The 25,163-nt window shown below is 72.8% G+C and carries 22 protein-coding genes; 13 read left to right on the plus strand and 9 right to left on the minus strand.

Annotation, left to right across the window (positions count from 1 at the left end; translation table 11 throughout):
* Positions 1-57 precede the first annotated feature (57 nt).
* Both BS75_RS13175 and hrpA read left to right on the plus strand, forming a co-directional pair.
* Positions 58-561 carry a GNAT family N-acetyltransferase gene (locus tag BS75_RS13175; RefSeq protein WP_042437184.1) on the plus strand — a complete coding sequence of 168 codons (504 nt, stop codon included), beginning with the start codon at positions 58-60 and terminating at the stop codon, positions 559-561.
* Positions 562-591: 30 nt separating this feature from the next.
* Entirely contained in the window at positions 592-5,049 is a 4,458-nt protein-coding gene (gene hrpA / locus BS75_RS13180; RefSeq protein WP_169790758.1) for an ATP-dependent RNA helicase HrpA, read from the plus strand.
* A gap of 26 nt (positions 5,050-5,075) precedes the next feature.
* Here the strand turns inward: hrpA and BS75_RS13185 are convergent, their stop codons facing one another.
* A complete protein-coding gene (locus tag BS75_RS13185; protein WP_042437185.1) occupies positions 5,076-5,537 on the minus strand; it encodes a MarR family winged helix-turn-helix transcriptional regulator in 462 nt (153 codons plus the stop codon).
* 382 nt (positions 5,538-5,919) lie between these two features.
* On the opposite strand from BS75_RS13185, the gene BS75_RS13190 reads away from it, so the two are divergent.
* Both BS75_RS13190 and BS75_RS48105 read left to right on the plus strand, forming a co-directional pair.
* Positions 5,920-6,891: a hypothetical protein gene (locus BS75_RS13190; protein ID WP_034088349.1), complete on the plus strand. Its 972-nt coding sequence runs from the start codon at positions 5,920-5,922 to the stop codon at positions 6,889-6,891.
* Between the two features lie 96 nt (positions 6,892-6,987).
* Positions 6,988-7,158: a hypothetical protein gene (locus tag BS75_RS48105; RefSeq protein ID WP_156164253.1), complete on the plus strand. Its 171-nt coding sequence runs from the start codon at positions 6,988-6,990 to the stop codon at positions 7,156-7,158.
* Between the two features lie 85 nt (positions 7,159-7,243).
* On the opposite strand, the gene BS75_RS13195 is transcribed toward BS75_RS48105, so the two are convergent.
* The 3 genes from BS75_RS13195 to BS75_RS43325 form a co-directional block, all read right to left on the minus strand.
* Positions 7,244-8,287: a hypothetical protein gene (locus BS75_RS13195; RefSeq protein ID WP_152645663.1), complete on the minus strand. Its 1,044-nt coding sequence runs from the start codon at positions 8,285-8,287 to the stop codon at positions 7,244-7,246.
* Between the two features lie 258 nt (positions 8,288-8,545).
* Complete coding sequence (locus BS75_RS13205; RefSeq protein ID WP_034088352.1) at positions 8,546-8,815, minus strand: GlsB/YeaQ/YmgE family stress response membrane protein; 270 nt, start codon at positions 8,813-8,815, stop codon at positions 8,546-8,548.
* 95 nt (positions 8,816-8,910) lie between these two features.
* Positions 8,911-10,059: a PP2C family protein-serine/threonine phosphatase gene (locus BS75_RS43325; RefSeq protein WP_052069395.1), complete on the minus strand. Its 1,149-nt coding sequence runs from the start codon at positions 10,057-10,059 to the stop codon at positions 8,911-8,913.
* 174 nt (positions 10,060-10,233) lie between these two features.
* Here BS75_RS43325 and BS75_RS13215 point away from each other — a divergent pair, with 174 nt between their 5' ends.
* From BS75_RS13215 to BS75_RS13230, 4 genes are all read left to right on the plus strand, one after another.
* Complete coding sequence (locus BS75_RS13215; RefSeq protein WP_063771417.1) at positions 10,234-11,319, plus strand: PrsW family intramembrane metalloprotease; 1,086 nt, start codon at positions 10,234-10,236, stop codon at positions 11,317-11,319.
* Positions 11,320-11,433: 114 nt separating this feature from the next.
* A complete protein-coding gene (locus tag BS75_RS13220) occupies positions 11,434-12,231 on the plus strand; it encodes an SGNH/GDSL hydrolase family protein (protein ID WP_034088353.1) in 798 nt (265 codons plus the stop codon).
* 286 nt (positions 12,232-12,517) lie between these two features.
* Entirely contained in the window at positions 12,518-12,730 is a 213-nt protein-coding gene (locus tag BS75_RS13225) for a heavy-metal-associated domain-containing protein (RefSeq protein ID WP_034088354.1), read from the plus strand.
* A 92-nt stretch (positions 12,731-12,822) separates the two neighbouring features.
* Positions 12,823-15,129, plus strand: coding sequence for a heavy metal translocating P-type ATPase (locus tag BS75_RS13230; RefSeq protein WP_081982292.1), 2,307 nt, complete (start codon positions 12,823-12,825; stop codon positions 15,127-15,129).
* Here the strand turns inward: BS75_RS13230 and BS75_RS13235 are convergent.
* From BS75_RS13235 to recD2, 3 genes are all read right to left on the minus strand, one after another.
* Positions 15,126-15,845, minus strand: coding sequence for an SDR family NAD(P)-dependent oxidoreductase (locus BS75_RS13235; RefSeq protein ID WP_034088355.1), 720 nt, complete (start codon positions 15,843-15,845; stop codon positions 15,126-15,128). The two genes, BS75_RS13230 and BS75_RS13235, sit on opposite strands and share 4 nt — an antisense overlap.
* Before the next feature lie 499 nt (positions 15,846-16,344).
* Entirely contained in the window at positions 16,345-17,634 is a 1,290-nt protein-coding gene (locus tag BS75_RS13240) for a citrate synthase (protein WP_034088356.1), read from the minus strand.
* Positions 17,635-17,803: 169 nt separating this feature from the next.
* A complete protein-coding gene (gene recD2 / locus BS75_RS13245) occupies positions 17,804-20,071 on the minus strand; it encodes an SF1B family DNA helicase RecD2 (RefSeq protein ID WP_034088357.1) in 2,268 nt (755 codons plus the stop codon).
* Positions 20,072-20,257: 186 nt separating this feature from the next.
* On the opposite strand from recD2, the gene BS75_RS13250 reads away from it, so the two are divergent.
* Complete coding sequence (locus BS75_RS13250; RefSeq protein WP_034088358.1) at positions 20,258-20,746, plus strand: glutathione peroxidase; 489 nt, start codon at positions 20,258-20,260, stop codon at positions 20,744-20,746.
* A gap of 53 nt (positions 20,747-20,799) precedes the next feature.
* Positions 20,800-21,255, plus strand: a complete 456-nt coding sequence (locus tag BS75_RS13255; RefSeq protein ID WP_034088359.1) for a GNAT family N-acetyltransferase — start codon at positions 20,800-20,802, stop codon at positions 21,253-21,255.
* A gap of 23 nt (positions 21,256-21,278) precedes the next feature.
* Here BS75_RS13255 and BS75_RS13260 read toward each other — a convergent pair whose 3' ends face one another.
* Complete coding sequence (locus BS75_RS13260; RefSeq protein ID WP_034088360.1) at positions 21,279-21,623, minus strand: DUF2218 domain-containing protein; 345 nt, start codon at positions 21,621-21,623, stop codon at positions 21,279-21,281.
* 180 nt (positions 21,624-21,803) lie between these two features.
* Between BS75_RS13260 and BS75_RS43330 the strand changes: the two genes are divergently transcribed.
* From BS75_RS43330 to BS75_RS13275, 3 genes are all read left to right on the plus strand, one after another.
* The gene (locus tag BS75_RS43330; protein ID WP_052069396.1) at positions 21,804-22,292 is read left to right on the plus strand and encodes a MarR family winged helix-turn-helix transcriptional regulator; all 489 of its coding nucleotides are present in this window, start codon (positions 21,804-21,806) and stop codon (positions 22,290-22,292) included.
* Between the two features lie 84 nt (positions 22,293-22,376).
* Positions 22,377-23,216, plus strand: coding sequence for a trypsin-like serine peptidase (locus BS75_RS13270; protein ID WP_042437186.1), 840 nt, complete (start codon positions 22,377-22,379; stop codon positions 23,214-23,216).
* 67 nt (positions 23,217-23,283) lie between these two features.
* Positions 23,284-24,264, plus strand: a complete 981-nt coding sequence (locus BS75_RS13275) for a LysR family transcriptional regulator (protein WP_081982293.1) — start codon at positions 23,284-23,286, stop codon at positions 24,262-24,264.
* Here the strand turns inward: BS75_RS13275 and BS75_RS13280 are convergent.
* Positions 24,245-25,060 carry a ZIP family metal transporter gene (locus tag BS75_RS13280; protein WP_034088361.1) on the minus strand — a complete coding sequence of 272 codons (816 nt, stop codon included), beginning with the start codon at positions 25,058-25,060 and terminating at the stop codon, positions 24,245-24,247. The two genes, BS75_RS13275 and BS75_RS13280, sit on opposite strands and share 20 nt — an antisense overlap.
* Positions 25,061-25,163: the final 103 nt, after the last annotated feature.

Here is a 25,163-nt window from a genome sequence, read left to right on the forward strand (position 1 = left end):
CCGGGGGACCGCGCGGCCGGGGGCGAACGGTGGGACGGGTATCGCCGCTCGCCGCTCGTGAGCGGGATACTGCTGTACGTGATCGCCACCGAGCGCCTGCGGCTGCATCCCGCCTCCCCCGACGACGCCCGGCAGCTGGCCTACGGGCTGGACGCCGGCTGGATCTGGCTCGGCGGCGGACCCGGCCAGGGCACCCGTGACCTGGCCGGGATCGTCGAGCGCGCGGCCGAGGTCGGCTGGCACCGTCCGCCCTGGGGCCTCTACGTGACCGTCCGCGCCGCCGACGGGGTCGCCGTCGGCGGCGCGGGGTACCACGGACCGCCGGACCTCCACGGCACCGTGGAGATCGGGTACGAACTGGCCCCGGAGGCCCGAGGGCTCGGCTACGCGACCGAGGTCGCCCGCGCGCTGGTCGCCTTCGCCTTCACCGATCCGGCCGTCGGCACCGTCACCGCGTCGACCTACCCGGACAACCAGGCCTCCCAGCGCGTCCTGCTCCGTACCGGGTTCAACCGCGAGCCGGACCTGGACGGGTTGCTGCGATATCGACTCGACAGGTGAGGGGGCCGCTTGCGTAGGCTGGGGGACGCAATGGGTACCCCGCAGAGCTCCACCGCCGCAGACCAGTCCGCCGCAGCCGCCTCCGCCCCGCCGCCGTCCACCGACGGCTCCTCGGCGTCCGGCGCTGCCGCGCAGAACAGTCGCCCCCGCCGCAGCCGTCCCCGTCCCGCGCGCGCGGGCGAGCACGGCCGCGAGCGCGCTGCGGGCGAGCACCCGCCCGCGTCCGCGTCCGACCCCGCCGCCGACCCCGGCGAACGCGCGGCCGGCGAACGCGCGGCCGGCGAACGCGCGGCCGGCGAACGGGCACCGGGCGAACGCGCGCGCGGCGACCGTCCTCCGCGCCGACGTGGTCCGCGCCGCCAGAACGCCGCCGCGGCCGCTCCGACGGGCGCCGAGGACGGCACCGCCGGACCGGCCCTCGACGCACCCGCGGCCGACAGCGCGACCGCGACCAACACCGCGACCGACAACGTCACCACCGCTGCGACGCCTACCGCGACCGTCGCCGAGCTCGCGGCCCGGCTGCCCGCGCTGACCCTCCGCGACGAGGAGCGGCTCGGCCGTCGGCTGGAGGGGCTGCGCAAGGTCCGCGAACCCGAGAAGCGCGAGCGCCAGCTGGCCGGGGTGGCCGGCGAGATCGAGTCGGCGGAGCTGCGCCTGGCCAACCGTCGGGCCTCGATCCCGACCCCGACCTACCCCGAGTCGCTGCCGGTCAGCGCCCGGCGCGAGGACATCCTCGACGCCATCCGGGACCACCAGGTCGTGATCATCGCCGGTGAGACCGGCTCCGGGAAGACCACCCAGATCCCGAAGATCTGCCTGGAACTCGGGCGCGGGGTGCGCGGCCTGATCGGCCACACCCAGCCGCGCCGGATCGCCGCCCGCACGGTCGCCGAGCGCGTCGCCGAGGAGTTGGGCACCGAGCTGGGCTCGACCGTCGGCTGGAAGGTCCGCTTCACCGACCAGGTCGGCCCGGAGACCGCCGTCAAGGTGATGACCGACGGCATCCTGCTCGCCGAGATCCAGAACGACCGGCTGCTGCGCCAGTACGACACCCTGATCATCGACGAGGCGCACGAGCGCAGCCTCAACATCGACTTCATCCTCGGCTACCTCAAGCAGCTGCTGCCCAAGCGTCCCGACCTCAAGCTGGTGATCACCTCCGCCACCATCGACCCGGAGCGCTTCGCCCACCACTTCGCGGACCCCCGCAGCGGCGAGGACGCGCCGATCATCGAGGTCTCCGGCCGGACCTTCCCGGTCGAGGTCCGCTACCGCCCGATCGTCGAGGAGCTTGAGGACGAGGACGAGGAGGGCAACGCCCAGAGCGACGTCGACCGCGACCGCGACCAGGTCCAGGCGATCTGCGACGCCGTCGACGAGCTGGGCCGCGAGGGCCAGGGCGACATCCTGGTCTTCCTCTCCGGCGAGCGGGAGATCCGGGACACCGCCGACGCGCTGGAGAAGCTCAACCTCCGCTTCACCGAGGTGGTCCCGCTCTACGCCCGGCTGTCCTCGGCCGAGCAGCACCGGGTCTTCCAGCAGCACAACGGCCGCCGGATCGTGCTGGCGACCAACGTCGCGGAGACCTCGCTCACCGTCCCCGGCATCCGCTACGTGATCGACCCGGGCACGGCCCGGATCTCCCGCTACAGCCACCGCACCAAGGTCCAGCGGCTGCCGATCGAGGCGGTCTCGCAGGCCAGCGCCAACCAGCGGAAGGGCCGCTGCGGCCGTACCTCGGACGGCATCTGCATCCGGCTCTACTCCGAGGACGACTTCCTCTCCCGTCCCGAGTTCACCGACCCGGAGATCCTGCGCACCAACCTGGCCTCGGTCATCCTGCAGATGACCGCCGCCGGCCTGGGCGACATCGCCGCCTTCCCGTTCCTGGAGCCGCCGGACCGCCGCAACGTCAAGGACGGCGTGGACCTGCTCCAGGAGCTGGGCGCGCTGGACACCTCCGAGCGCACCAACAAGCTGACGCCGATGGGCCGCAAGCTCTCGGCGCTGCCGGTCGACCCCCGGCTGGCGCGGATGGTGCTGGAGGCCGAGCGGCACGGCGTGGTCCGCGAGGTCATGGTGATCACGGCGGCGCTGTCCATCCAGGACCCGCGCGAGCGCCCGGTCGAGAAACGGGCGCACGCCGACCAGCTGCACGCCCGCTTCACCGACCCGACCTCCGACTTCCTCACCTACCTCAACCTCTGGCGCTATCTGAAGGACCAGCAGAAGGAGCTGTCCTCCAGCCAGTTCCGCCGGATGTGCAAGTCCGAGTTCCTGAACTACCTGCGGATACGGGAGTGGCAGGACATCGACGCGCAGCTGCGCCAGGTGGCCAAGTCCCTCGACATCGCGGTCGGCCACCCCTCCGACGAGGTGGACGGCGACGCGGTGCACCGCTCGCTGTTGGCCGGGCTGCTCTCCCACATCGGGCTGAAGGACGCCGAGAAGCAGGAGTACTTCGGCGCCCGCAGCGCCAAGTTCGCGATCTTCCCCGGCTCCGCACTGTTCAAGAAGACCCCGCGCTGGGTGATCGCCGCCGAGCTGGTGGAGACCTCCCGGCTCTGGGCCCGGATCGCGGCCAAGGTCGAGCCGGAGTGGATCGAGGAGCAGGCGCAGCACCTGCTGAAGCGCAGCTACAGCGAGCCGCACTGGGAGAAGGACCGGGGCCAGGTCGTCGCCTTCGAGAAGGTCACCCTCTACGGGGTGACCCTGGTCGCCCAGCGCCGGGTCGGCTACGGCTCGATCGACCCCGAGCTCTCCCGGGAGCTGTTCATCCGGCGCGCCCTGGTCGAGGGCGAGTGGCGGACCCACCACCGCTTCTTCCACGACAACCGGAAGCTGCTGGACGAGGTCGAGGAGCTGGAGAACCGGGCCCGCCGCCGGGACATCCTGGTCGACGAGGAGACCCTGTTCGACTTCTACGACCAGCGGATCGGCGCCGACGTGGTGTCCGGGGCGCACTTCGACAGCTGGTGGAAGAAGATCCACCGGACCCGGCCCGACCTGCTGACCTTCACCCCCGAGCTGCTGGTCAACGACAACGCGGCCTCCGTCACCGAGCGCGACTACCCCTCGGTCTGGCGGCAGGGCGAGATCGTCCTCCCGCTGACCTACCAGTTCGAGCCCGGTACGGAGCAGGACGGCGTGACCGTCCACATTCCGCTGACGCTGCTGAACCAGGTCCGCCCGGCCGGCTTCGACTGGCAGATCCCGGGGCTGCGCGAGGACCTGGTGACCGCGCTGATCCGCTCGCTGCCCAAGCAGCTGCGGCGCAACTTCGTCCCGGCCCCGGACTTCGCCAAGCACGTGATGAACGGCCTGGCCGCCGCGGCCGCCGCCGAGCAGGGCCCCGGTACCGGCGGCACCGAGGACAAGCCGCTGGTGGAGCTGCTGGAGTGGCAGCTGCACCGGCTGCGCGGGATCCCGGTGCCGCGCGACAGCTGGAACTACGAGGCGGTCCCGGACCATCTGCGGATCACCTTCCGGGTGGTCGACGACAGCGACGCCAAGCACCCCAACCGGAAGCTGGCCGAGTCCAAGGACCTGGACGCGCTCAAGCTCGACCTGAAGACCCGCACCCAGGCCGCGATCGCCGAGGCGGCCGGCGGCCTTGAGCGGCGCGGGCTGAAGGACTGGACCATCGGCGAGCTGCCGCAGGTCTTCGTGCAGAAGCGCGGCAGCCAGACGGTCAAGGGCTACCCGGCGCTGGTGGACGACGGCGACTCGGTCTCGGTCCGACTGCTCGACACCCCGCGCGCCCAGCAGCGCGCCATGCTGGCCGGGACCCGTCGGCTGCTGCTGCTCGGGGTCAGCTCACCGGTGAACTCGATCCAGTCGCGGCTGGGCAACGGCGCCAAGCTGGCGCTGGCGGCCAACCCGCACGGCAGCACCGAGGCGCTGTTCGCCGACTGCCTGGCCGCCGCGACCGACAAGCTGATCGCCGACGCCGGCGGTCCGTCCTGGGACGAGAAGGACTACGCCCGGCTCCGGGACTCGGTCCGCGCCGAGCTCTACGACACCACGGCCGACACGGTGGTGAAGGTCGCCAACATCCTCGCCGTCAACCACCGGGTGCAGGAGCGGCTGAAGAGCATCGGCAACAGCCTGCTGCTGATCACCGGGCTGACCGACATCCGGGCGCAGCTGGCCGAGCTGGTCCATCCGGGCTTCGTCAGCGACACCGGCCACCGCCGGCTGCCGGACCTGCTCCGCTACCTCAAGGCGGTGGAGCGCCGGCTGGTCAAGCTCCAGGAGGACCCGCACCGCGACCGGGACCGGACCAGCGTGATGCTGCGGATGCGCGACGCCTACGACGAGCTGCTGGCCGTCCTGCCCCCGGACCGGCGGGACGAGGAGGGCACGCTGCAGGTCCGCTGGATGCTGGAGGAGCTGCGGGTGAGCCTGTGGGCGCAGCCGCTGGGGACGCCGTACCCGGTGTCGGAGCAGCGGATCCTGCGGGCGATCGAGGCGCTGGGCGGCTGAGACCGCGGTGGCGGCGGTGCTGGGGGCTACTTCTCCAGCACCGGCCGCAGCCGCTGCAGCAGTCCGTGGAGCACGATCCGCTCCTCGTCGCTGAGCAGGTCCAGCGCCTCGTTGGTGCTCTGCATCTCGGCCCGGACGGCCTGGATCGCGGCGTGGCCCTGGTCGGTGGCGACCACGGTCTTGATCCGCCGGTCGGCGGCGCTGACCTCGCGGCGCACCAGTCCGCGCACCTCCAGCCGGTCGACCAGCCCGGTGACGTTGGAGGCGTCGCAGACCAGCTGCTCGGCGATGGCGCGCATCGGCAGCGGCTTCCGGGTCAGCACCGACAGTGCCTTGGCCTGGACCGAGGTCAGCCCGTGGCGGGCGGCGACGACGGCGAAGTCCTGGTAGTAGGCCGCCCCGATGGCCGCGAACTCCTCCATCAGGAGTGCCTTGCTGGGGACGGGCGATTCGACGGCCACCTCGGCCGGGGCGGTGGAGCTACTCATGGCACGAGGGTACTCCAAGAACTTGACATCATCAACTATTCATGCCGACCCACCGCTGTCCTCCTCCCCACCCGTGGCGCATACTCTCCTCTGCACCGTCACCTGAGGGGGGAACAGGTTGAAGAGCAACGGCTGGAGACAGCTGTCCGCAGGACTCGGCCGTCGGGTTCGCCTTCCCGGTACGCAGCCACCGCCCTGCCCATCCGGCTGACCGCGGCCGGTCGGCCGCTGTGGCGGGCCCCCGAGCGCGGCAGCTGGGAACGGGCCGCCCGCACGGAGCCGGGCGACCTCCCCCGGCGGCGCGGGACCGTCACCGTGCACCTCTGACCGCCCCGCCTGCTCCGCTCTTTCCGTCCGTACCGACCCGGTGTCAGGAGTGCCCGTGTACACCCTCCGTGCCCTTCGCTCCGCCCTGTTCCGCCGCTGGCGGGGCCTAGGCCGCGCCCGTAGCTGGGTGCTGCAGGGCCTCCTCGGCCTGCCCGGTCCGGTGCTGCTCTGCCTGCCCGGACAGGACGCCACCGGCAGGTGCCTCGGCCTGGCCTTCATCGTCCTGGCCGGCTCGCTGCGCTGCTGGCGCGCGCCCGAGGAGGACCTGCCGGACGCGCTCCGCGCCCGCGAGCTCAACCGCCGGATCTGCTGGCGCGCCTCGGCCCTGCTGCTGCTGGCCGGCCTGCTGCTGGCCTCCGTCCAGGACGGGTCGAGCACTGCCACCACCGTACTGCTGGTGCTCTCCCCTCTGCCCCGGCTGCTGGACCCGCTGACCTGGCGTGCCTGGCCGCTCCCGTTGCGGCAGACGGCCCGGGTCGCCGAACTGCTGCAGGACATCAGCCGCAACCAGCCCACCTACCGCAACCGGCTGATCAGCGGAATGCCCGAGCCCTTCCTCCAGCAGGACGCCGGGCCGCCCTCGGCCAGGGCCTGCTCCACCTTCGGCAGGAAGCGGCGCCGCAAGGGACATACGGTGATCCACTGGGACGGGCGAAGGCTGACCGTCACGGACCAGGAGGGCTACGTCCACGCGGTCTCCCTGGTCGGCCGGGCCGACGTCCCGGCGAAGCCGCCGGTGCCGGGCGCCGGACGGATCCGTCCGGTGGCCGCGATGGTCTGGCTGACCCGGGGCAGCACCCGGAGCGGCGTCCGGAGCCGCACCACACTGCTGCTCCTGGACGCCGCCGGTGACCGCGCGGTCACCGTCAACGACCTGCGCTGCCTGCGGGAGAACGTGGCCCAGGTCGCCCGCGCGGCCGGCCTGCCCTTCACCGCCTACGACCTCGGCTTCGCCGGCCCGCGCCAGGAGGAGCTGGCCGGGGCCCTCTTCCGGGACGGCGCCACGGTGCTGACCTGCTACGGCTGAGTCCGCTGCGGCCTCCGGACCCGGAGGGAACCTGTTCGGCCGACGACACGTCATACGGGCACGGCGGTCGAGGGACGACCGGTGGAAGGGGGGCCGATGAGCATCGATCAGCTGCCGGTGGCGGAGGCCGCCGGCGAGAGCGGCAGGAAGCGGCGCACCTACCTCGCCCTGCTGGTGAGCCTGGGCCTGCTCACCTGCCTCGCCGTGGGCGCGGTCCTGGCGTTCGCCACCGTGGCCGGGGCCGCCGGGGGCTGCGGCGGCCCATGAGCCCGATGCCCGCGGCGGGCGCCGGGCGGCACGGGGGACCGCCCGGCGCCCCGCCGCGGGCGTCCGGACGGGCGCGCGGAGGGTTTCAGCCCAGCAGGTACGGCAGTCGTCGGCCCAGGAAGCTGCGCGGGAACTCGTCGCGCAGCCGCCACAGCCCGGCGTCGACCACGAAGTGGGCCATCACCGCGCCCAGGTAGGCGCCGTAGACGGCGCGGGCCGCCGGGCCGCCGGTGTGCAGGTGCGAGGAGAGGTTCAGGGCCAGGCCGAGGATCAGCCCGATGTTCAGCAGCACCGCGAGCGCCACCAGCCGCACCGCCCGTGGCCCGCTGCCACCGCCCGCGACCAGGCCGACGATCAGCAGGTACTGGTAGCCGTGCGCGACGGTGAGCCCGGCCACCGCCGCGTACGGCGAGTGGAACAGGAAGACCGGCAGGAAGAACAGCAGTGAGCTGAGGTAGACCCCGGCGACCGCCGGGCCCCGGTCCCTGGGCGGGCGCCGCATCAACTGCACCGACCCGTAGCCGAGGGCCAGCGCGTAGGCCCCGGCCGCGACCGGGAAGACCAGCCCCAGCCGGGGCACGTCGGCGAGCTGCAGCAGCGCCGGGTGGCTCAGCAGCCCCGCCGTCCCGGCGACCCCGGCGGCGGTGATCGCCAGCCGTTCGCCCCGCCGCAGCGGCCCGCAACCGTACGCGGCCGAGGCCAGCGCGGCCAGGCCCAGGTTCTGCTTCTGGAAGTGGAAGAACTGCCAGCCGAAGTAGGCCAGCAGCAGCAGCGTGAACGGCTGCTCGGGCACGATCGCGGCCAGCGCGGCGGTGCCGGCCAGCAGGGCCACCGGCGCGGTGACATAGCGTCCCCGGTGCCCGGCGATGTGCCGGCGCACCTCGGGCACGGTGTAGAACCAGGCGGTCGTGGCGACGTGCACGGAGGAGCCGAGGAAGAGCAGTCCGCCGAGCGCCCGGCCCGGGGAGTCGTTGCCGGCGGGCGCGAGCAGCGGGGCGCAGACGAGCGAGCCGAGGGTCAGCAGCAGGGTCCCGACCAGCCAGAACCGGCGCATTCCGGGGCGCGCGGCGGGGCGCGGCGGAGCGCCCTCACGGCGGGCGGTTGCGGGTATCGGTCCGACTGGCGACATCGCGCCAGCATAAGCGCTCTGGCATCACGTCAGTTCCGCACGCCTGTCCCCCACCGGACCTGACTCCGCCAGTCCCGGAACCTGACTCCGTCAGTCCCGGACACCTGCTTCCCCTCCCGGAACCTGACTCCGTCAGTCCCGGACACCTGCTTCCCCTCCCGGAACCTGACTCCGTCAGTCCCGGACACCTGCTTCCCCTCCCGGAACCTGACTCCGTCAGTCCCGGACACCTGCTTCCCCTCCCGGAACCTGACTCCGTCAGTCCCGGGACCTGATCCGGGGCCACGCGGCGGATCCGGCGGCGACCGCGACCACGGCGCAGCCGATCTGCAGGATGTGCCGGATCCAGTCGATGCCCCGGGTGTCGTTGACCCCGATCATGGTGGCGAGGAAGTTGCCGATCAGGGCGCCGAGCATGCCGCAGAGGACGGTCAACCACGCGGGGATGGACTGCTTCCCGGACAGCAGGAACTTGGCGAGGTAGCCGAGGACCGCGCCGACGATCACGATCCAGATGACCTGGAACATGTCCAGCTCCCTCCGTTGGTGGTGGTGACAGCGTGGTCCGGGCCGGGGCGGCGCGCACCCCGGCGGACCCGGACGGGTGAGGGCCTGTCGGTGCGTCAGCCGAGCCGGTCCGCCGACTGCGGCGGCCCCAGCGGCTCCGCGCGGGCGAGCAGCAGCAGGACCGCGTCGTCGCGGAGCCGGCCGCCGGTGTGCCGGAGCAGGTCCGCATAGATCCGGGCGACCGCGGTCTCCAGGTCGGTACCGCAGTCGGCGACCAGCGGCGGGACCCGTTCGGCCAGTGGGTAGAAGGCGCCGTCGGTCTTGGACCGCGCCTCGACCACGCCGTCCGTGCAGAGCAGCAGCACCTCGCCGGGGCCGAACGGCACCGTCCACGGGCGCGGTTTCCCGGTGGCGAGGGCGCCGAGGCCGAGCGGCACCCAGGGGTCGGGCGGGTCGATGGTCCGCACCGTGCCGTCGGCGGCGATCAGCAGCGGCGCCACATGGCCGAGATGGAGCAGTTCGGCGGTGTCGGGGGCGGCGAAGCCGACCAGCAGCGCGGTGGTGAACTCGTCGGTGGGCACGTGCCGGGACACGCTGCTCTCCAGCCGCATGGCCACCCCGGTGAGTTCGGCCTCGTCGTAGGCCGCCTCGCGGAAGGCGCCCAGCACCACGGCGGAGGTCCGCACCGCGCCGAGCCCCTTGCCCCGGACGTCTCCGATGATCGCCCTTACGCCGTACGGGGTTTCCAGGACGGCGTAGAGGTCACCGCCGATCTGCGCGGAGTCGGCGGCGGAGACGTAGCGGACGGCGATCCGGATGCCGCCGACCTGGGGTTCGGGCGGTCGCAGCAGCGCCCGCTGGGCGGCCTCGGCGACGGTGCTGACGGCGACCAGCTGCCGGGCCCGGACCACCCGAAGGTAGGAGATGACCGCCCCGGCCAGGGTGAGCGCCGCGTAGGCCACCAGGGTGCCGTGGTAGAGCCGCAGATCGTGCACGCTGCCGAGGCCGTCGTAGCGGCTGAGCAGGACCAGCAGCACCATCCCCAGGCTGCTGACGAGCACCAGTTCCAGCGGGTAGAGGGTGAGCGCGGCCAGCGGCGGGACCACCGACATCAGCGAGGCCAGATAGGCGTCGGGCCCGGAGAAGTAGTCGATGAGCGACACCAGCAGCATGGCCGCCAGCGGCGTCAGCACCCTTAGCCGGAAAGGCGCGTTGAGCAGTTCCGCCTCGTCGCGCAGCTGAGGCGACCCCGGGCGGAGGTCCATACCGTCCTCCCGGTCACCGGGCCGCCGCTTCTCCACCAGGCCAAGCTATCGGATCATGCGAAGAACTGCGCCTACAACACATCTCCTCACTTTCTTCCGACAACCGCTGAAATCACCATCTTCCATGCCATACTCCAACTCCCCAGCAATCACGAGGGGCGTAGACCGCGCACGATGGCCACCGCAGACACTCCCCCACCGGACGGCTTCCCCCGGTGGGCCACTCCCCCGTCGGCACCGTCGGCGCCGCGCCGGCCCCGGACCCGGCACTGGGCCACCTGCTTCTTCGGCGGACTGACGCTGTGGACGGCCACGGTGCTGGTGACCTACTGGACCGGCAACAGCAACCTGCTGCCGACCATCGTGCTGCTCGGCAGCTTCCTGGTGCCGGCCAGCTTCGTCATCTGGGCGCACGAGCGCTACGCGGCGGACATCGGCACCGACCGGATCATCACCTGTTTCGCCGTGGGCGGGATCATCGGCGTGCTCGGCGCCTCCCTGCTGGAGTACTACCTGCTCAAGGACGACGTCTGGCTCTACGCCGGGGTGGGCCTGATCGAGGAGGCGGCGAAGGCGGCCGCGCTGATCCTGGTGACCCGGCGGATCCCCGGCTCGGGGCTGCGCCACGGCCTGGTGCTGGGCGCGACGGTCGGCTTCGGCTTCGCGGCCTTCGAGACGGCCGGCTACGCCTTCAACGCGGTGCTCACCGAGAGCGGCCTGTCGCTGCGCGACCTGGTGTCCACCGAGATCCTGCGCGGGGTGCTCGCCCCCGTCGGGCACGGGCTCTGGACCGCGATCCTGGGCGGGGTGCTGTTCCGGGAGCGCCGGAACGACCGCTTCGTGATCAACGGCCCGGTGGTCCTGACCTACCTCGGGGTCTCCGCTCTCCACGCGTTCTGGGACAGCACCCACGGCCTGGCCGCCTGGCTGGTCGCCCGACTGACCGGGGAGGGGCAGCGGGTGGTCCTGTTCAACCCGGCCTTCCGGGCCGACCCCTCGGAGTACCAGGTCGAGCTGTTCAGCGTGCTCTCCACCAGCGGGTTGGTGCTGGCCTCCGTCCTCGGGCTGTTCTGGCTGCAACTGCTGATCCGCAGCGCCCGCCGGGCGGGCCACCGCACCGGCCCGCAGTGGCCGCCGACGGCTCCGGGCCCTTCGACGACTGCGGCCTCTTCGACGGCTGCGGCCTCGTCGACGACTTCGGGCCGGACCGCCGCTCCGGGCCCGCCGCTGGACCCCACCGGGATGCTCCCGCCCTGCTGACCAGCGGTCCGGCCGGGCCCGGCGGCTATTCCCCGGGCTCGGGTGGGACATGTCACGCCCGGAAGGGCCGACCTACGGTGGCGTAGGTCACTTCATGGGGTGAAGTATTTTCCCATGTCCGTGCAGACGCCATCCAATCCTGACCTCACGTCCTACGTGGCCATCGGTGACAGCTTCACCGAGGGCCTCAACGACCCCGACCCCGACGGCGGCTTCGCCGGCTGGGCCGACCGGCTGGCCCGGATCCTCGCCGAGACCAGGCCGAAGACCGAGGACGGCCGCTACGACTTCCGCTACGCCAACCTCGCGGTGCGCGGACGGCTGCTGGACCAGATCATCGCCGAGCAGGTGCCGCAGATCCGGGCGATGCAGCCGGACCTGGTGAGCTTCTGCGCCGGGGGCAACGACATCCTGCGCCCCGGCAGCGACCCCGACGAGGTGGCCGAGCGTTTCGAGGCCGCCGCCGTCGACCTGCTGCAGTCGGCCGGGACGGTCCTCATCTGCACCGGCTTCGACACCCGGGACACCCCGGTGCTGCGCCATCTGCGCGGCAAGATCGCCACCTACAACGGCCACCTGCACGCCATCGCCGACCGCAACGGGCTGGCCGTGGTCGACATCTGGGCGCTGCGCGCGATGCGCGACCGCCGCGCCTGGAGCGAGGACCGGCTCCACCTCTCCCCCGAGGGTCACCAGCGGGTCGCCCTCCAGGCCGGCCGCGCCCTGGGCCTGGACGTGAGCGACCCGGACGCCGCGTGGCCGCCGCAGGCCGCGCACACCCCCGCCGAACTGCGCCGCGAGAACATCCAGTGGGCCCGCGAGTACCTGCTGCCCTGGGTCGGCCGCAGGCTGCGCGGCGAGTCCTCCGGCGACCACGTCGAGGCCAAGCGGCCGGACCTGCTGCCGCTGTAGCGGGCGGGGCCGCCGCCCACCCCTCGGCCACCCCTCGGCCCATTCGGCCGCTCCGCTCGGCCCGCCCGGTCCCCACCGGGCGGGCCGACCGCGTTTCCGGAGACACGCCAGCGGCCCTTCGGGCACCCGGAGGCTACGGACAGCACGCGGATGGCTACCCTCTGCATCGGCAACCCTCACCCCGGGGGTCTCCACCCGTCCCGCACTGGAATACCCCCTAGGGGTATGGTGTTATGAAGAAGCACACCAACGGTGCAGCGCGATCCGACCGTCCTGGAGGAACACCATGTCCACTGCCGTCTTCACCGTCTCCGGCATGAGCTGCGGCCACTGCGAGAAGTCGGTGAGCGAGGAGCTCGGCTCCCTGCCCGGCGTCACCGAGGTCTCGGCGGACGCCAAGGCGGGGACGGTCACCGTCTCCTCCGAGCAGCCGCTGGACGACGCCGCCGTGCGCGCGGCCGTCGACGAGGCCGGCTACGAGCTGGTCGGCCGGGCCTGAGCGCCGCGGGCCGGGCCGGGTCCACCGCGGCCCGGCCGCCCCGCCGGTCACGGCATCCGGTGATCGCACCACCCAGTGAAGGAGAGCGCATCATGAGCACGGCCGTCCCCAGCGCGGGCTCCGCGGAGTCGAGCGCCGCCACCCGGCCCCGCGACCGCGTGGAGCTGGCGATCGGCGGCATGACCTGCGCCTCCTGCGCGGCCCGGATCGAGAAGAAGCTCAACCGGATGGAGGGCGTCGAGGCGACGGTCAACTACGCCACCGAGAAGGCCGTGGTCAGCCACGCGCCCGGGGTGACCGTGGACGACCTGATCGCCACCGTCGAGCGGACCGGCTACAGCGCCGAGGCCCCGCGCCCCCAGCCGGTCGAAGCGCCGGCCGCCGGTAGCGGCGAGCCGGTCGACCCCGAGCTCGGCGGGCTGCGCCGGCGACTGATAGTCACCGCCGCGCTCGCGGTACCGGTCATCGTCCTCTCGATGGTGCCGGCCCTGCAGTTCCGCAACTGGCAGTGGCTCTGCTTCGCCCTCACCGGACCGGCCGTCGTCCACGGCGGCCTCCCGTTCCACCGCGCCGCCTGGACCAACCTCCGGCACGGCGCCGCCACCATGGACACCCTGGTCTCCATCGGCACCCTGGCCGCCTTCGGCTGGTCGACCTGGGCGCTCTTCCTCGGCACCGCCGGCATGCCGGGGATGCGGCACGGCTTCGACCTGAGCCTGTCCGCGACCGACGCCTCCGGCACCCTCTACCTGGAGACCGCCGCCGGGGTCACCGCCTTCATCCTGCTCGGCCGCTACCTGGAGGCCAGGGCCAAGCGCAGCGCCGGCTCGGCCCTGCGCGCCCTGATGTCGCTCGGCGCCAAGGACGCCACCGTCCTGCGGGACGGACGCGAGCTGCGGGTGCCGATCTCCGAGCTGGCCGTGGGCGACCGCTTCGTGGTCCGCCCCGGCGAGAAGATCGCCACCGACGGCACCGTGGTCGAGGGCAGCTCCGCCGTCGACACCTCCCTGCTCACCGGCGAGTCCGTGCCCACCGAGACCGGCCCCGGCGACGCGGTGACCGGCGCCACCGTCAACTCCGGCGGACGGCTGGTGGTGGAGGCCACCCGGGTCGGCGCGGCCACCCAGCTCGCCCGGATGGCACGGCTGGTCGAGGAGGCGCAGAACGGCAAGGCCGCCGCGCAGCGGCTGGCCGACCGGATCTCCGCCGTCTTCGTGCCCGTGGTCCTGGTCCTCGCCCTCGCCACGCTGGCGGTCTGGCTACTGGTCAGCGGCAGTCCGAGCGAGGCCTTCACCGCCGCCGTCGCGGTCCTGATCATCGCCTGCCCCTGCGCCCTCGGTCTGGCGACGCCCACCGCGCTGATGGTCGGTACCGGGCGCGGGGCCCAGCTGGGCATCCTGATCAAGGGCCCGGAGGTGCTGGAGTCCACCCGCGCCGTCGACACGGTCGTGCTGGACAAGACCGGCACGGTGACCACCGGCCGGATGACGCTGCTGGCGGTGCACCCGGCCGAGGGCGTCACCGAGGCCGAGGCGCTGCGGCTGGCCGGCGCGCTGGAGCACGCCTCCGAGCACCCGATCGCCCGTGCCATCGCCGAGGCCGCAGCCGCTGCCGCCGGTGACCGGCCGCTGCCGGCGGTCGAGGAGTTCCGGAACGTCCCCGGACGCGGCGTCCAGGGCGTCGTGGAGGGCCGTGCGGTGGTCGCCGGGCGCGAGCAGTTCCTCGCCGACTGGGCGCAGCACCTGCCGACCCCGCTGGCCGCCGCCAAGGCCGCCGCGGAGACGGCGGGGCGGACGGCGGTCGCGGTCGGCTGGGACGGCGCGGCCCGGGCCGTGCTGGTGGTCGCCGACGCGGTCAAGCCGACCAGCGCCGAGGCGGTCGCCCGACTGCGGGCGCTAGGGCTGACGCCGGTGCTGCTGACCGGGGACAACCGGTCGGTCGCGCTGAGCGTCGCGGCCGAGGTCGGCATCGACGCCGAGCAGGTGGTCGCGGAGGTCCTGCCCGAGGACAAGGCGGCCGTGGTCCGGCGGCTGCAGGCCGAGGGCCGGACCGTGGCGATGGTCGGCGACGGCGTCAACGACGCCGCCGCGCTGGCCCAGGCCGACCTGGGCCTGGCCATGGGCACCGGGACCGACGCGGCCATGGAGGCCGCCGACCTGACCCTGGTCCGCGGCGACCTGCTGGCCGCAGCGGACGCGATCCGGCTCTCCCGGCGGACCCTGGCCACCATCAAGGGCAACCTGTTCTGGGCCTTCGGCTACAACGTCGCGGCGCTGCCGCTGGCGGCCCTGGGCCTGCTGAACCCGATGGTGGCGGGCGGCGCGATGGCCTTCTCCTCGGTCTTCGTGGTCAGCAACAGCCTCCGGCTGCGCCGCTTCCGCGCCGCCGCACCGGCCTAGCGGCCGAGCAGTTCGCCGCCGTTGACGTTGAGGATCTCGCCGGTGACGTAGCCGGCCTCGGGCGAGGCCAGGTAGTGCACCGCCGAGGCCACGTCGTCGGGTACGCCGATCCGGCCCACCAGGGTGCGGCCGGACCGGCGTACCGTCTCCGCCTCGTCCAGCCGTCCGCCGAAGAACTCGGTCCCGGCGATGGTGCCCGGGGCGACGATGTTGGCGGTGATCCCGGAGGGGCCGAGCTGGGCCGCCAGGAAGTGGTTCCAGGCGTGCAGCGCGGCCTTGGACGCGCCGTAGGAGCCGGCCCCGCGCAGGGCGGCGATGGAGCTGATGGTGACCACCCGGCCGCCGCCGGGCGCGAGCCGGTCCCGGACGCACTCGGTGAGCAGCACCGCGGTCAGCACATTGCGCTCGAAGTCGCCGCGCCAGCGGGCGAGCACGGCGTGGGCGCCGGCCCCGATCCCGATCTCGCGGCTGCCGGCGTTGTTGACCAGCACGTCGATCCGGCTGGGCAGGTCGCCGAGCAGCGACTCCACCGCGTCGGGGTCGGTGAGGTCGCAGGCGATCGGACGGACCCGGGCGCCGAGGGCGGTGGCCGCCTCGACCAGCACCTCGCGTCTGCGGCCGACGATGGTGACGTCGTCCCCGTGCTCGGCGAAGCGCCGCGCGACTGCCAGTCCGATGCCCGTACCGCCACCGGTGACGACGACGTTCCTGCCCATATCAGCCCCTTCGACTGGAGTGGGCTGATTCTTACCACGCCTTTGCGCGGCGCCCTCGGGGCGGGGGCGCGAACGCCCCCGCCGGAAGCAGGGTGTATGGAGCTCAGCAGCCGGAACGGGCCGTAGGCGCGCTCGCACGCAGCGACGTGAGAGCAGAGTCACATGCCGACCGCGTAACCTTGCACACCGGTCCACGTGTTACAACACGTGGACCGGGGGACGAGTCGGCAACGCCGTCCGCTCCCCGGCTGGAGTTCCGGCGGACTCCACAGGTCGGCCGCCGTCGCTGGACGGCCGACAGGGCACGGCGCGCGGTTGCGGGGATGGGTTGAGCGGCCTCTCCCGGCACATACCGCGCGCCGTGTGCCCCGCCCGCGCCGCTGCCGTCCGCTGCCGTGTCAGTTCCCCTGCCGTGTCCGGTGAACGCCCGAGGGGCCCAGCCGTGGTGCGGCTGGACCCCTCGGAAGTCGGTGCGGCTCTCCCCGGTGGGGGTCGGCGGTCAGCGGGCCTCGATCGGCACGAACTCGCGGATGACCTCACCGGTGTAGATCTGCCGCGGGCGGCCGATCTTGTTGCTGGGGTCGGTGATCATCTCCTGCCAGTGGGCGATCCAGCCCGGCAGCCGGCCGAGCGCGAACAGCACGGTGAACATGCTGGTCGGGAAGCCCATGGCGCGGTAGATCAGGCCGGTGTAGAAGTCCACGTTCGGGTAGAGCTTGCGGGAGATGAAGTAGTCGTCCGTGAGGGCGTGCTCCTCCAGCTTCAGCGCGATGTCCAGCAGCTCGTCGGCCTTGCCCAGCTGGGCCAGGACGTCGTGGGCCGCGCCCTTGATGATCTGCGCGCGGGGGTCGAAGCTCTTGTAGACGCGGTGCCCGAAGCCCATGAGCTTCACGCCGTCTTCCTTGTTCTTCACCTTGCGGATGAAGGCGTCGACGTCGCCGCCGTCCTGCTTGATCTTGGTGAGCATCTCCAGCACGGCCTGGTTGGCACCGCCGTGCAGCGGGCCCCAGAGGGCGTTGATGCCCGCCGAGATCGAGGCGAACAGGTTGGCCTGGGAGGAGCCCACCAGCCGGACCGTCGACGTGGAGCAGTTCTGCTCGTGGTCGGCGTGCAGGATGAGCAGCTTCTCCAGGGCGCTGACCACGACCGGGTTGAGCTCGTAGTCCTCGGCCGGCACCGCGAAGGTCATCCGCAGGAAGTTCTCGACGTAGCCGAGGTCGTTGCGCGGGTAGACGAAGGGGTGGCCCTGCGACTTCTTGAAGGCGTAGGCCGCTATGGTCGGCAGCTTCGCCAGCAGCCGGACGGCGGACAGCTGGCGCTGCTCGGCGTCGAACGGGTTGTGGCTGTCCTGGTAGAACGTGGACAGCGCGCTGACCACCGAGGACAGCATCGCCATCGGGTGGGCGTCGCGCGGGAAGCCCTGGTAGAAGCGCTTGACGTCCTCGTGCAGCAGCGTGTGCTGCGAGATGTCGTGCTGGAAGACGGAGAGCTGGTCGGTGTTCGGCAGCTCGCCGTTGATCAGCAGGTAGGCGGTCTCAAGGAAGGTCCCGCGCTCGGCGAGCTGCTCGATCGGGTAGCCCCGGTAGCGCAGGATGCCCTGGTCGCCGTCGATGTAGGTGATCGCGGACTTGCAGGCGGCGGTGTTTCCGAAGCCGTTGTCCAGCGTGGTCAGGCCGGTCTGGCTGAGCAGCTTCGAGATGTCGAAGCCGGCGTTGCCAACGGTGGCGTCCACCACCGGGTACTCATACTCGTTGCCCTGGTAGCCGAGTACTACAGAGTTGTCGCTCACGTCTTCCCTCACCAGCGAAATGAACCTCTTCAAGGGGTGCCCTGACTCTGTCCTACCATCCCCCATCCGAGCGACCTACGGGTAACCCGGGTGACCCAAAAGAGCCGGGACCTACAAAGAAGCATCCTCCTCGCCTTGGATTCCCAACAGTGGGCAATGGTTGCTGAACTCAACCGGATCGGAGCCGATGGTCGAGGGCGGTATGGCGTCGACCTGCGGAAACGGCCCGCACGGCCTGCGCCAGCGCCCTTCGTGAACCGACCAGGACCACGATCTTCTTGGCCCGGGTGACCGCGGTGTAGAGCAGGTTCCGCTGGAGCATCATCCAGGCGCTGGTAGTGACAGGGATCACTACGCAGGGGTACTCGCTGCCCTGCGAACGGTGGATGGTGACGGCATAGGCGTGGGCCAGTTCGTCCAGTTCGTCGAAGTCGTAGGGGACCTCCTCGTCCTCGTCGGTGAGGACGGTCAGTCGCTGCTCCTCCAGGTTGAGGCCGGTGACCACACCCACCGTTCCGTTGAAGACCCCGTTCGCGCCTTTGTCATAGTTGTTCCGGATCTGGGTGACCTTGTCGCCGACCCGGAAGGTCCGCCCGCCGAAGCGGCGCTCGGGGAGGTCCGGGCGGGACGGCGTGACCGCACCCTGGAGCAGCACATTGAGGTTGCCCGCCCCGGCCGGTCCGCGGTGCATCGGCGCCAGCACCTGGATGTCCCGGCGCGGGTCGAGGCCGAACCTGGCCGGCAGCCGGCGGGCGACCACGTCGACCGTGAGCCCGGCGGCGAGCTCGGCGTCCTCCTCCGGGAACAGGAAGAAGTCGGCCAGCCCGTCGGTGATCGGCGGGACGCCCTCGTTGATCCGGTGGGCGTTGCTGACCACGCCGGACTGGGCCGCCTGCCGGAAGATCCGGGTCAGCCGGACCGCCGGGACCGGGCTGCCCGGCGCCAGCAGGTCCCGCAGCACCTCGCCCGCACCGACCGAGGGCAGCTGGTCGACGTCGCCCACCAGCAGCAGGTGCGCCCCCGGCGGGACCGCCTTGGCCAGCTTGTTGGCCAGCAGCAGGTCCAGCATCGAGGCCTCGTCGACCACCACCAGGTCGGCGTCGAGCGGCCGGTCCCGGTCGTAGGCGGCGTCGCCGCCCGGCTTGAGCTCCAGCAGCCGGTGCACGGTGGAGGCCTCACAGCCGGTCAGCTCGGCCAGCCGCTTGGCCGCCCGCCCGGTGGGCGCGGCCAGCACGATCTTCGCCCCCCTGGCCTGGGCCAGGGTGACGATGGAGCGCACCGTGAAGGACTTGCCGCAGCCGGGCCCGCCGGTCAGCACGGCGACCTTCCGGGTCAGCGCCAGCCGGACCGACTGCTCCTGCTCCGGGGCGAGGTCGGCCCCGGTCCGGCCGCGGAGCCAGGTCAGCGCCCGGCCCCAGTCGACGTCGGCGAAGGCCGAGAGCCGGTCCTCCGTGGTCCGCAGCAGCCGCAGCAGCTGCCCGGCCAGGGAGATCTCGGCCCGGTGGAAGGGGACCAGGTAGACGGCGGCCAGCCGCTCCCCGGCGGTGTCGGAGTCGGCGCCGCCGTGCTCGGGCGGCAGCTCCTCGCGGACCACGCCCTCCTCCGCGACCAGCTCGGCCAGGCACTCGATGACCAGGCCGACGTCGACCGCGAGCAGCTTCACCGCGTCCGAGATCAGCTGCTCCTCGGGCAGGAAGCAGTGGCCCTGGTCGGCGCTCTGGGAGAGCGCGTACTGGAGGCCGGCCTTGACCCGCTGCGGGCTGTCGTGCGGGATGCCGACGGCCTGGGCGATCCGGTCGGCGGTCAGGAAGCCGATCCCCCAGACGTCCGCCGCCAGCCGGTAGGGCTCGTTGCGGACCACGGTGATGGAGGCGTCGCCGTAGTTCTTGTAGATCCGCACGGCCAGCGAGGTGGACACGCCGACGCCCTGGAGGAAGACCATGACCTCCTTGATCGCCTTCTGCTCCTCCCAGGCGGCGGCGATCAACTTGGTCCGCTTGGGCCCGAGTTTGGGGACCTCGATCAGCCGCTCCGGCTGCTGCTCGATGACGTCCAGGGTGTCGGTGCCGAAGTGCTCGACGATCCGGTCGGCCAGGCGCGGGCCGATGCCCTTGATCAGCCCGGAGCCCAGGTAGCGGCGGATGCCCTGGATGGTGGCCGGCAGCACGGTGGTGTAGTTCTCCACGGTGAACTGCTTGCCGTACTGCGGGTGGCTGCCCCAGCGGCCCTGGAGCCGCAGGCTCTCGCCGGGCTGCGCGCCCAGCAGCGCGCCGACGACGGTCAGCAGGTCGTTGGCGCCCCGGCCGGTGTCGACCCGGGCGACGGTGTAGCCGGTCTCCTCGTTGGCGTAGGTGATCCGCTCCAGGACGCCGGTGACCTCGGCGAGCTGGATCTGCGGCGCCCCCGGCCCGGCCGGCCTGCGCTGGTCGGCTGTCATCTGCCACCCGCTCCCAAGTTGCTGCGGTCCGCTGTGGGTGCACCGTACCGCCCGGCTCCGACAGCCACCGCCCCCTCGAACGGCGCAGCGCGCGGCCGGTGTCGGGGAAGAACTCGCCATGGGGCACTGTTGCGAGTGTCGATCGCATCTGTTCCGGTACCAGCACCCCTTCGCGGAGGTCTTCCCATGAGCCTGTACGACATCCCGCTGCACACCCTGACCGGTGACGCCACCAGCCTGGCCGAGTACCGGGGCCGGGCCGTGCTGGTGGTCAACGTCGCCTCCAAGTGCGGCCTGACGCCGCAGTACGCGGGCCTGGAGCGGCTCCAGCAGCAGTACGGCGAGCGCGGGCTCACCGTGCTCGGGGTGCCCTGCAACCAGTTCGCCGGGCAGGAGCCGGGCAGCGCCGAGGAGATCCAGGCCTTCTGCTCGACCACCTACGGCGTCAGCTTCCCGCTGCTGGCGAAGGCCGACGTCAACGGCGAGGGCCGGCACCCGCTCTACACCGAGCTGGTCCGGACCGAGGACGCCGCGGGCGAGGCCGGCGACATCACCTGGAACTTCGAGAAGTTCCTGCTCTCCCCCGCGGGCGAGGTCGTCGGCCGGTTCCGGCCGCGCACCGAGCCGGAGTCGGCGGAGGTCGTCGCCGCGATCGAGGCGCAGCTGCCGAACTGAGCGGAGGCGGACCGCCTGTACCGTGCCCCGGCCCGAGCCCTAGGCTGAGGATCATGACTGACCTCAGCTTCCGTCGGGCCGGCATCGCGGACCTGCCCGCGATCGTGGCCATGCTCGCGGACGACGAACTAGGCGCCCAGCGCGAGTCCCGCAACGATCTGACGCCGTATCTGGCGGCCTTCGAACGAATAGACCGCGATCCCGGCCAGCACCTGCTGGTCGCGGACCGCGGCATCGAGGTCGTCGGGACCCTGCAGCTGTCGGTGATACCGGGCCTGTCCCGGCGCGGCGCCACCCGCACGGTCATCGAGGCGGTGCGGGTCCGGGCCTCCGAGCGCGGCACCGGGCTGGGCAGCCTGCTGATCGAGTACGCCATCGAGGAGTCCCGCCGGCTCGGGGCCGACCTGGTCCAGCTGACCTCGGACGCGAGCCGGGCCGACGCCCACCGCTTCTACGAGCGGATGGGCTTCGTCGGCTCCCACGTCGGCTTCAAGCTCAGCCTCGGCTGATCCCGGCCGCCCCCGGCGCGGGATCAACCCGCGCTGGGCTCGTCCTCGCTCAGGTTGCGCTGCACGGTGCCGGGCAGGCCGTTGTCGCGGTGCCACTCGGCGACGAGCTCGTCCTTGACGCCGAAGCGCACCAGGTGGCGGCCGACGACGTCCTCCAGCTGGTCGAGGTGCTCGGCCTCGCCCTCGACGGCGAGCAGCAGCACGCCGGGCTCGGCGGTCAGCGTGGCGGTGCCACGGCCGAAGGTCACGGCGCCGAGGCCGGTCTCCTCGTCCCAGCTGGTCTCGACCTTGCGGCCGAGGTGGGAGGCGAGCTGCTTGGCGTAGCGGTGCGGGCGGTCGGTGACGACACGGGCTTCGGAGCGGGGCATGGGTGTCCTCCGGGACAGCTGGGGCCCTGCGGGCTCTCATGGGCGCAGGATCTATTTAGGCTAGCCTAATGGAAAATATGAGCAAAGCTCTCTAATTTCTCGGTGACAACCGGCGCCGGGCCCTCCGGCCCGGTGTTCGAGGCCGATATCCTGGTTCTCCCACCGAACCAGGAGCCCCGAGTGACCGTCGATGTCCCCGCCGAGGTGGAGCTGGCGGACGCCGTCATGCGCGCGAGCAAGCGCATGCGCCGAGGCACGTTCCATCGACTCTCCCCGTACGGGATCACGCCCTCGCAGGGACGTGCCCTGGACGTGCTGGCCCGGAGCCCGCACCAGAGCGGTCGGATCCGGCTGAACCAGCTGGCGGACCGGCTGCACATCGCCCCGCGCTCGGTGACCACCGTCGTCGACGCGCTGGAGGCGGCCGGCCTGGTGGCCCGGGTCCAGGACCCGGAGGACCGCCGGGCGATCCTGCTCCAGCTGACCGAGGCCGGCGAGCGGATGGTCGAGGAGATCAGCCGGGTCCGCCAGGAGGTCGCCGAGGAGTACTTCGGCGCCATCGCACCCGAACAGCGGAGCAGCCTGCTCCAGCTGCTGCGGACCGTGGACGAGGCGTACGAGCAGGCCCATCCGCACCACGGGCACCACCACGGCCAGCCGGTGCCGTAGACCGCCGGCCGCAGAGCCGGGGCCGTCACCCGCATGCCCTCGGTCGGTGGCGGCGCGCCCGACCGCCCGCGAGCATCGGTCCATATGACGCACCGTTCGCCGTACCACCGCCCGCTCCAGCGCCTCCTGACGGTCCGTCCGCCGGCCGCCCGCTGCCGCCGGATGCTGTCCGCGCTGGTGATCGCCCTGACTCCGCTCCAGGTCCTGGCCCCGGCCGCCCCCGCCGCCGCGCTCGCGCCCACGCTGCGGCCGGGGTCCGCCCCCTTCCTCGGCGCCCCCAGGGTCGGCGCCGTCTTCGCCACCGTGAACGGCAGGCCGAACGGTCACTTCTGCACCGCCTCGGTGGTCGACAGCCCCGGCCACGACCTGCTGGTCACCGCCGCGCACTGCGTCGTCGCCCCGGGCAGCGGCCGGGCCCGCGACGGCCTGGTCTTCGTCCCCGGCTACCACGCCGGCCAGGAGCCCTACGGGCGCTGGCGGGTCCGGGCGGTGGTGGTGGACATCCGCTGGGCGCAGCACGGCGACCCGGACTACGACGTGGCCTTCCTGAAGACGGTCCCGGTCACCGGCGCCCGCCGGGTGCAGGACGCCGTCGGCGCCGAGGCCATCGCCTTCAACGCCCCGCACCGGGTCGGGGCCGTGGCCGTCGGCTACCCGAGCGGCACCGAGATCCCGGTCCGCTGCCGCAGCAGCCTGCACGAGTTCGGCGGCGGCCAGTCGGAGTTCGACTGCCCGGGGCTGCCCAACGGGACCAGTGGCGGGCCGCTGCTGGCCGGCGGCGACCCGGCCGGCGCCGGGCGCGGCACCGTCGTCGGCGTCATCGGCGGCTACCAGCAGGGCGGCCTCAGCCCGGACGTCTCCTACACGCCGTACTTCGGCTCCGGGATCGCCCAGGTCTACCGGAAGGCGCTGGCCGTGCGCTGACCGGTCCGGGGCTGGTCCGGGACCGGTCCGGGGCCCGGCCGGTCCGGGGCTGGTTAGGCTGGGCGGCATGATGGACCTCGGACGTCTGCGGGCGCTGCACGCCGTCGCGGTGCACGGCTCCGTGGGCGGGGCCGCCGCGGCACTCGGCTACACCCCGTCCGCGATCTCCCAGCAGATCACCAAGCTGGAGCGGGAGACCCGGACCCCGCTGCTGGAGAAGCGCGGCCGGGGCGTCGTGCTGACCGACGCCGCCCGCGAGCTGGCGGCCGCGGCGGAGCAGGTGCTGGCACTGGTCGAGTCGGCGGAGGTGGCGCTGGAGGAGCGCCGGGGACAGGTCTCCGGACGGCTGGTCATGGCCGCCTTCGCCACCGCCGCGCGCGGGCTGATGCCGTCCGTCCTGGCCGACCTGACGGCCCGCTACCCGGAGCTGGAGCTCCGGCTGCTGGAGAGCGACCCCTACCCGATGGCCGAACTCGTCGGCCGCGGCGAGGTCGACCTCGCGGTGGTGCAGGACTGGCCGAACACCCCGCTCCCGGTGCCGGAGGGCGTCGCCCGGCTCCCGCTGGGCGAGGACCCGGTGGACGTGCTGCTGCCCGCCGGCCACCCGCTGGCCGCGCTCCCCGAGCTGACCGTGGCGGACCTGGCCGGCCAGCAGTGGATCAGCGTCCCGCCGGGCAACATCTGCCACGACTGGCTGGTCCGGACCATGCGCGAGGCCGGCGAGGAGCCGGACGTCCGCTTCCAGGTCGGCGAGTTCGAGACCCAGATCGCGCTGATCGCGGCCGGGCTCGGCACCGGTCTGGTGCCCCGGCTCGGCCGGGGGGCGCTGCCGGAGGGCGTGGTCGCCCGGTCCGTCCGTCCCGAGCCGAGCCGGCGGGTGTTCGCGCTCTGGCGGGAGCAGGCGACCCGTCGGCCGGCGATCGCCGCCGCGCTGGAGACCCTGCGGGCCCGCTGGCCGGAGCGGGAGTCGGCCCCGGTGCCCGCCCCGGTCCCCACCCCCGTTCCGGTCCCGGTGCCGGGCTCCGGCTTCAGCTCGCGAGGCCGATGACCAGCCACATGAAGCCGGTGCCGGCCAGGGTGCAGAGCAGCGTGGAGCGCGAGGGGTGCGGGCTGTGCGCCTCGGGCAGGATGTCCGAGGTCGCCAGATACATCAGGAACCCGGCGAAGAAGCCCAGGTAGAGCCCGACCAGGTGCTCCGGGATGGTGAACAGCAGGGTGATCCCGGCCCCGAGCACCGGGGCCGCGGCGTCGCAGCCGAGCAGCACCAGCGCCCGGCGCCGGTCGTTCCCGTAGAGCCGGGTGATCGTGTAGGTGTTGAAGCCGTCCGCGAAGTCGTGCGAGATGACCGCGATCGCGACCACCGCCCCGAACCGGTCGCCGACCTGGAAGGCCGCGCCGATCGCGAAGCCGTCCATCACGCTGTGCAGGCAGAGCGCGGCGGCCGCGGCCAGCCCCAGGTTCTCGCTGCGCCCGTGGGCATGACCGGGGCCGGCCCCGGCGACCGCGCCCTGCGGGTGGCCGTGCCCCGGTATCGACAGGTGCGGCGGGCCGGTGTGCCGGTGCTCCGCGTACTCGGACTCGTGCGCCCGGTGGATGGCGACCGAGCGCTCCACGACGTGCAGCACCAGGAAGCCCAGGACGAACATCAGCAGCCCCTCCGGCACCCCGAACAGGTCCTCGGACGCGGCGTGGAGGGCCTCCGGCAGCAGGTCGAAGCCGACCACGCCGAGCATCAGGCCGGCGGCCAGCCCGAGGACCAGGTGCCGCCGGTCGCCGACCCGGCCCGCGACCAGGCCGCCGACCAGCGTCATCAGAAAGGCCCCGAGGGCCACGATCACCGGCATCAGGCCACCCCCGCGCTCACGAAGCAGGACTCTCACGAAGGAGGACGGCGGCGTCCTGCCCAGCCGCCGCCGTCCTCCGTGTGGGCCGAACCCGTGCCCTCGA

Source organism: Streptacidiphilus albus JL83, assembly GCF_000744705.1.
GTDB classification, from domain to species: Bacteria; Actinomycetota; Actinomycetes; order Streptomycetales; family Streptomycetaceae; genus Streptacidiphilus; species Streptacidiphilus albus.

Coding starts and splice junctions, on each gene's coding strand:
- BS75_RS13250 (WP_034088358.1), top strand. CDS start 20,258: ATGAGCCTGTACGACATCCCGCTGCACACCCTGACCGGTGACGCCACC.
- BS75_RS13260 (WP_034088360.1), bottom strand. CDS start 21,623: ATGCCCCGCTCCGAAGCCCGTGTCGTCACCGACCGCCCGCACCGCTAC.
- BS75_RS48105 (WP_156164253.1), top strand. CDS start 6,988: ATGAGCATCGATCAGCTGCCGGTGGCGGAGGCCGCCGGCGAGAGCGGC.
- BS75_RS13280 (WP_034088361.1), bottom strand. CDS start 25,060: ATGCCGGTGATCGTGGCCCTCGGGGCCTTTCTGATGACGCTGGTCGGC.
- BS75_RS13275 (WP_081982293.1), top strand. CDS start 23,284: ATGATGGACCTCGGACGTCTGCGGGCGCTGCACGCCGTCGCGGTGCAC.
- BS75_RS13270 (WP_042437186.1), top strand. CDS start 22,377: ATGACGCACCGTTCGCCGTACCACCGCCCGCTCCAGCGCCTCCTGACG.
- BS75_RS13215 (WP_063771417.1), top strand. CDS start 10,234: ATGGCCACCGCAGACACTCCCCCACCGGACGGCTTCCCCCGGTGGGCC.
- recD2 (WP_034088357.1), bottom strand. CDS start 20,071: ATGACAGCCGACCAGCGCAGGCCGGCCGGGCCGGGGGCGCCGCAGATC.
- BS75_RS43325 (WP_052069395.1), bottom strand. CDS start 10,059: ATGGACCTCCGCCCGGGGTCGCCTCAGCTGCGCGACGAGGCGGAACTG.
- BS75_RS13185 (WP_042437185.1), bottom strand. CDS start 5,537: ATGAGTAGCTCCACCGCCCCGGCCGAGGTGGCCGTCGAATCGCCCGTC.
- BS75_RS13255 (WP_034088359.1), top strand. CDS start 20,800: ATGACTGACCTCAGCTTCCGTCGGGCCGGCATCGCGGACCTGCCCGCG.
- BS75_RS13225 (WP_034088354.1), top strand. CDS start 12,518: ATGTCCACTGCCGTCTTCACCGTCTCCGGCATGAGCTGCGGCCACTGC.
- hrpA (WP_169790758.1), top strand. CDS start 592: ATGGGTACCCCGCAGAGCTCCACCGCCGCAGACCAGTCCGCCGCAGCC.
- BS75_RS13220 (WP_034088353.1), top strand. CDS start 11,434: ATGTCCGTGCAGACGCCATCCAATCCTGACCTCACGTCCTACGTGGCC.
- BS75_RS13235 (WP_034088355.1), bottom strand. CDS start 15,845: ATGGGCAGGAACGTCGTCGTCACCGGTGGCGGTACGGGCATCGGACTG.
- BS75_RS13205 (WP_034088352.1), bottom strand. CDS start 8,815: ATGTTCCAGGTCATCTGGATCGTGATCGTCGGCGCGGTCCTCGGCTAC.
- BS75_RS13195 (WP_152645663.1), bottom strand. CDS start 8,287: ATGTCGCCAGTCGGACCGATACCCGCAACCGCCCGCCGTGAGGGCGCT.
- BS75_RS13230 (WP_081982292.1), top strand. CDS start 12,823: ATGAGCACGGCCGTCCCCAGCGCGGGCTCCGCGGAGTCGAGCGCCGCC.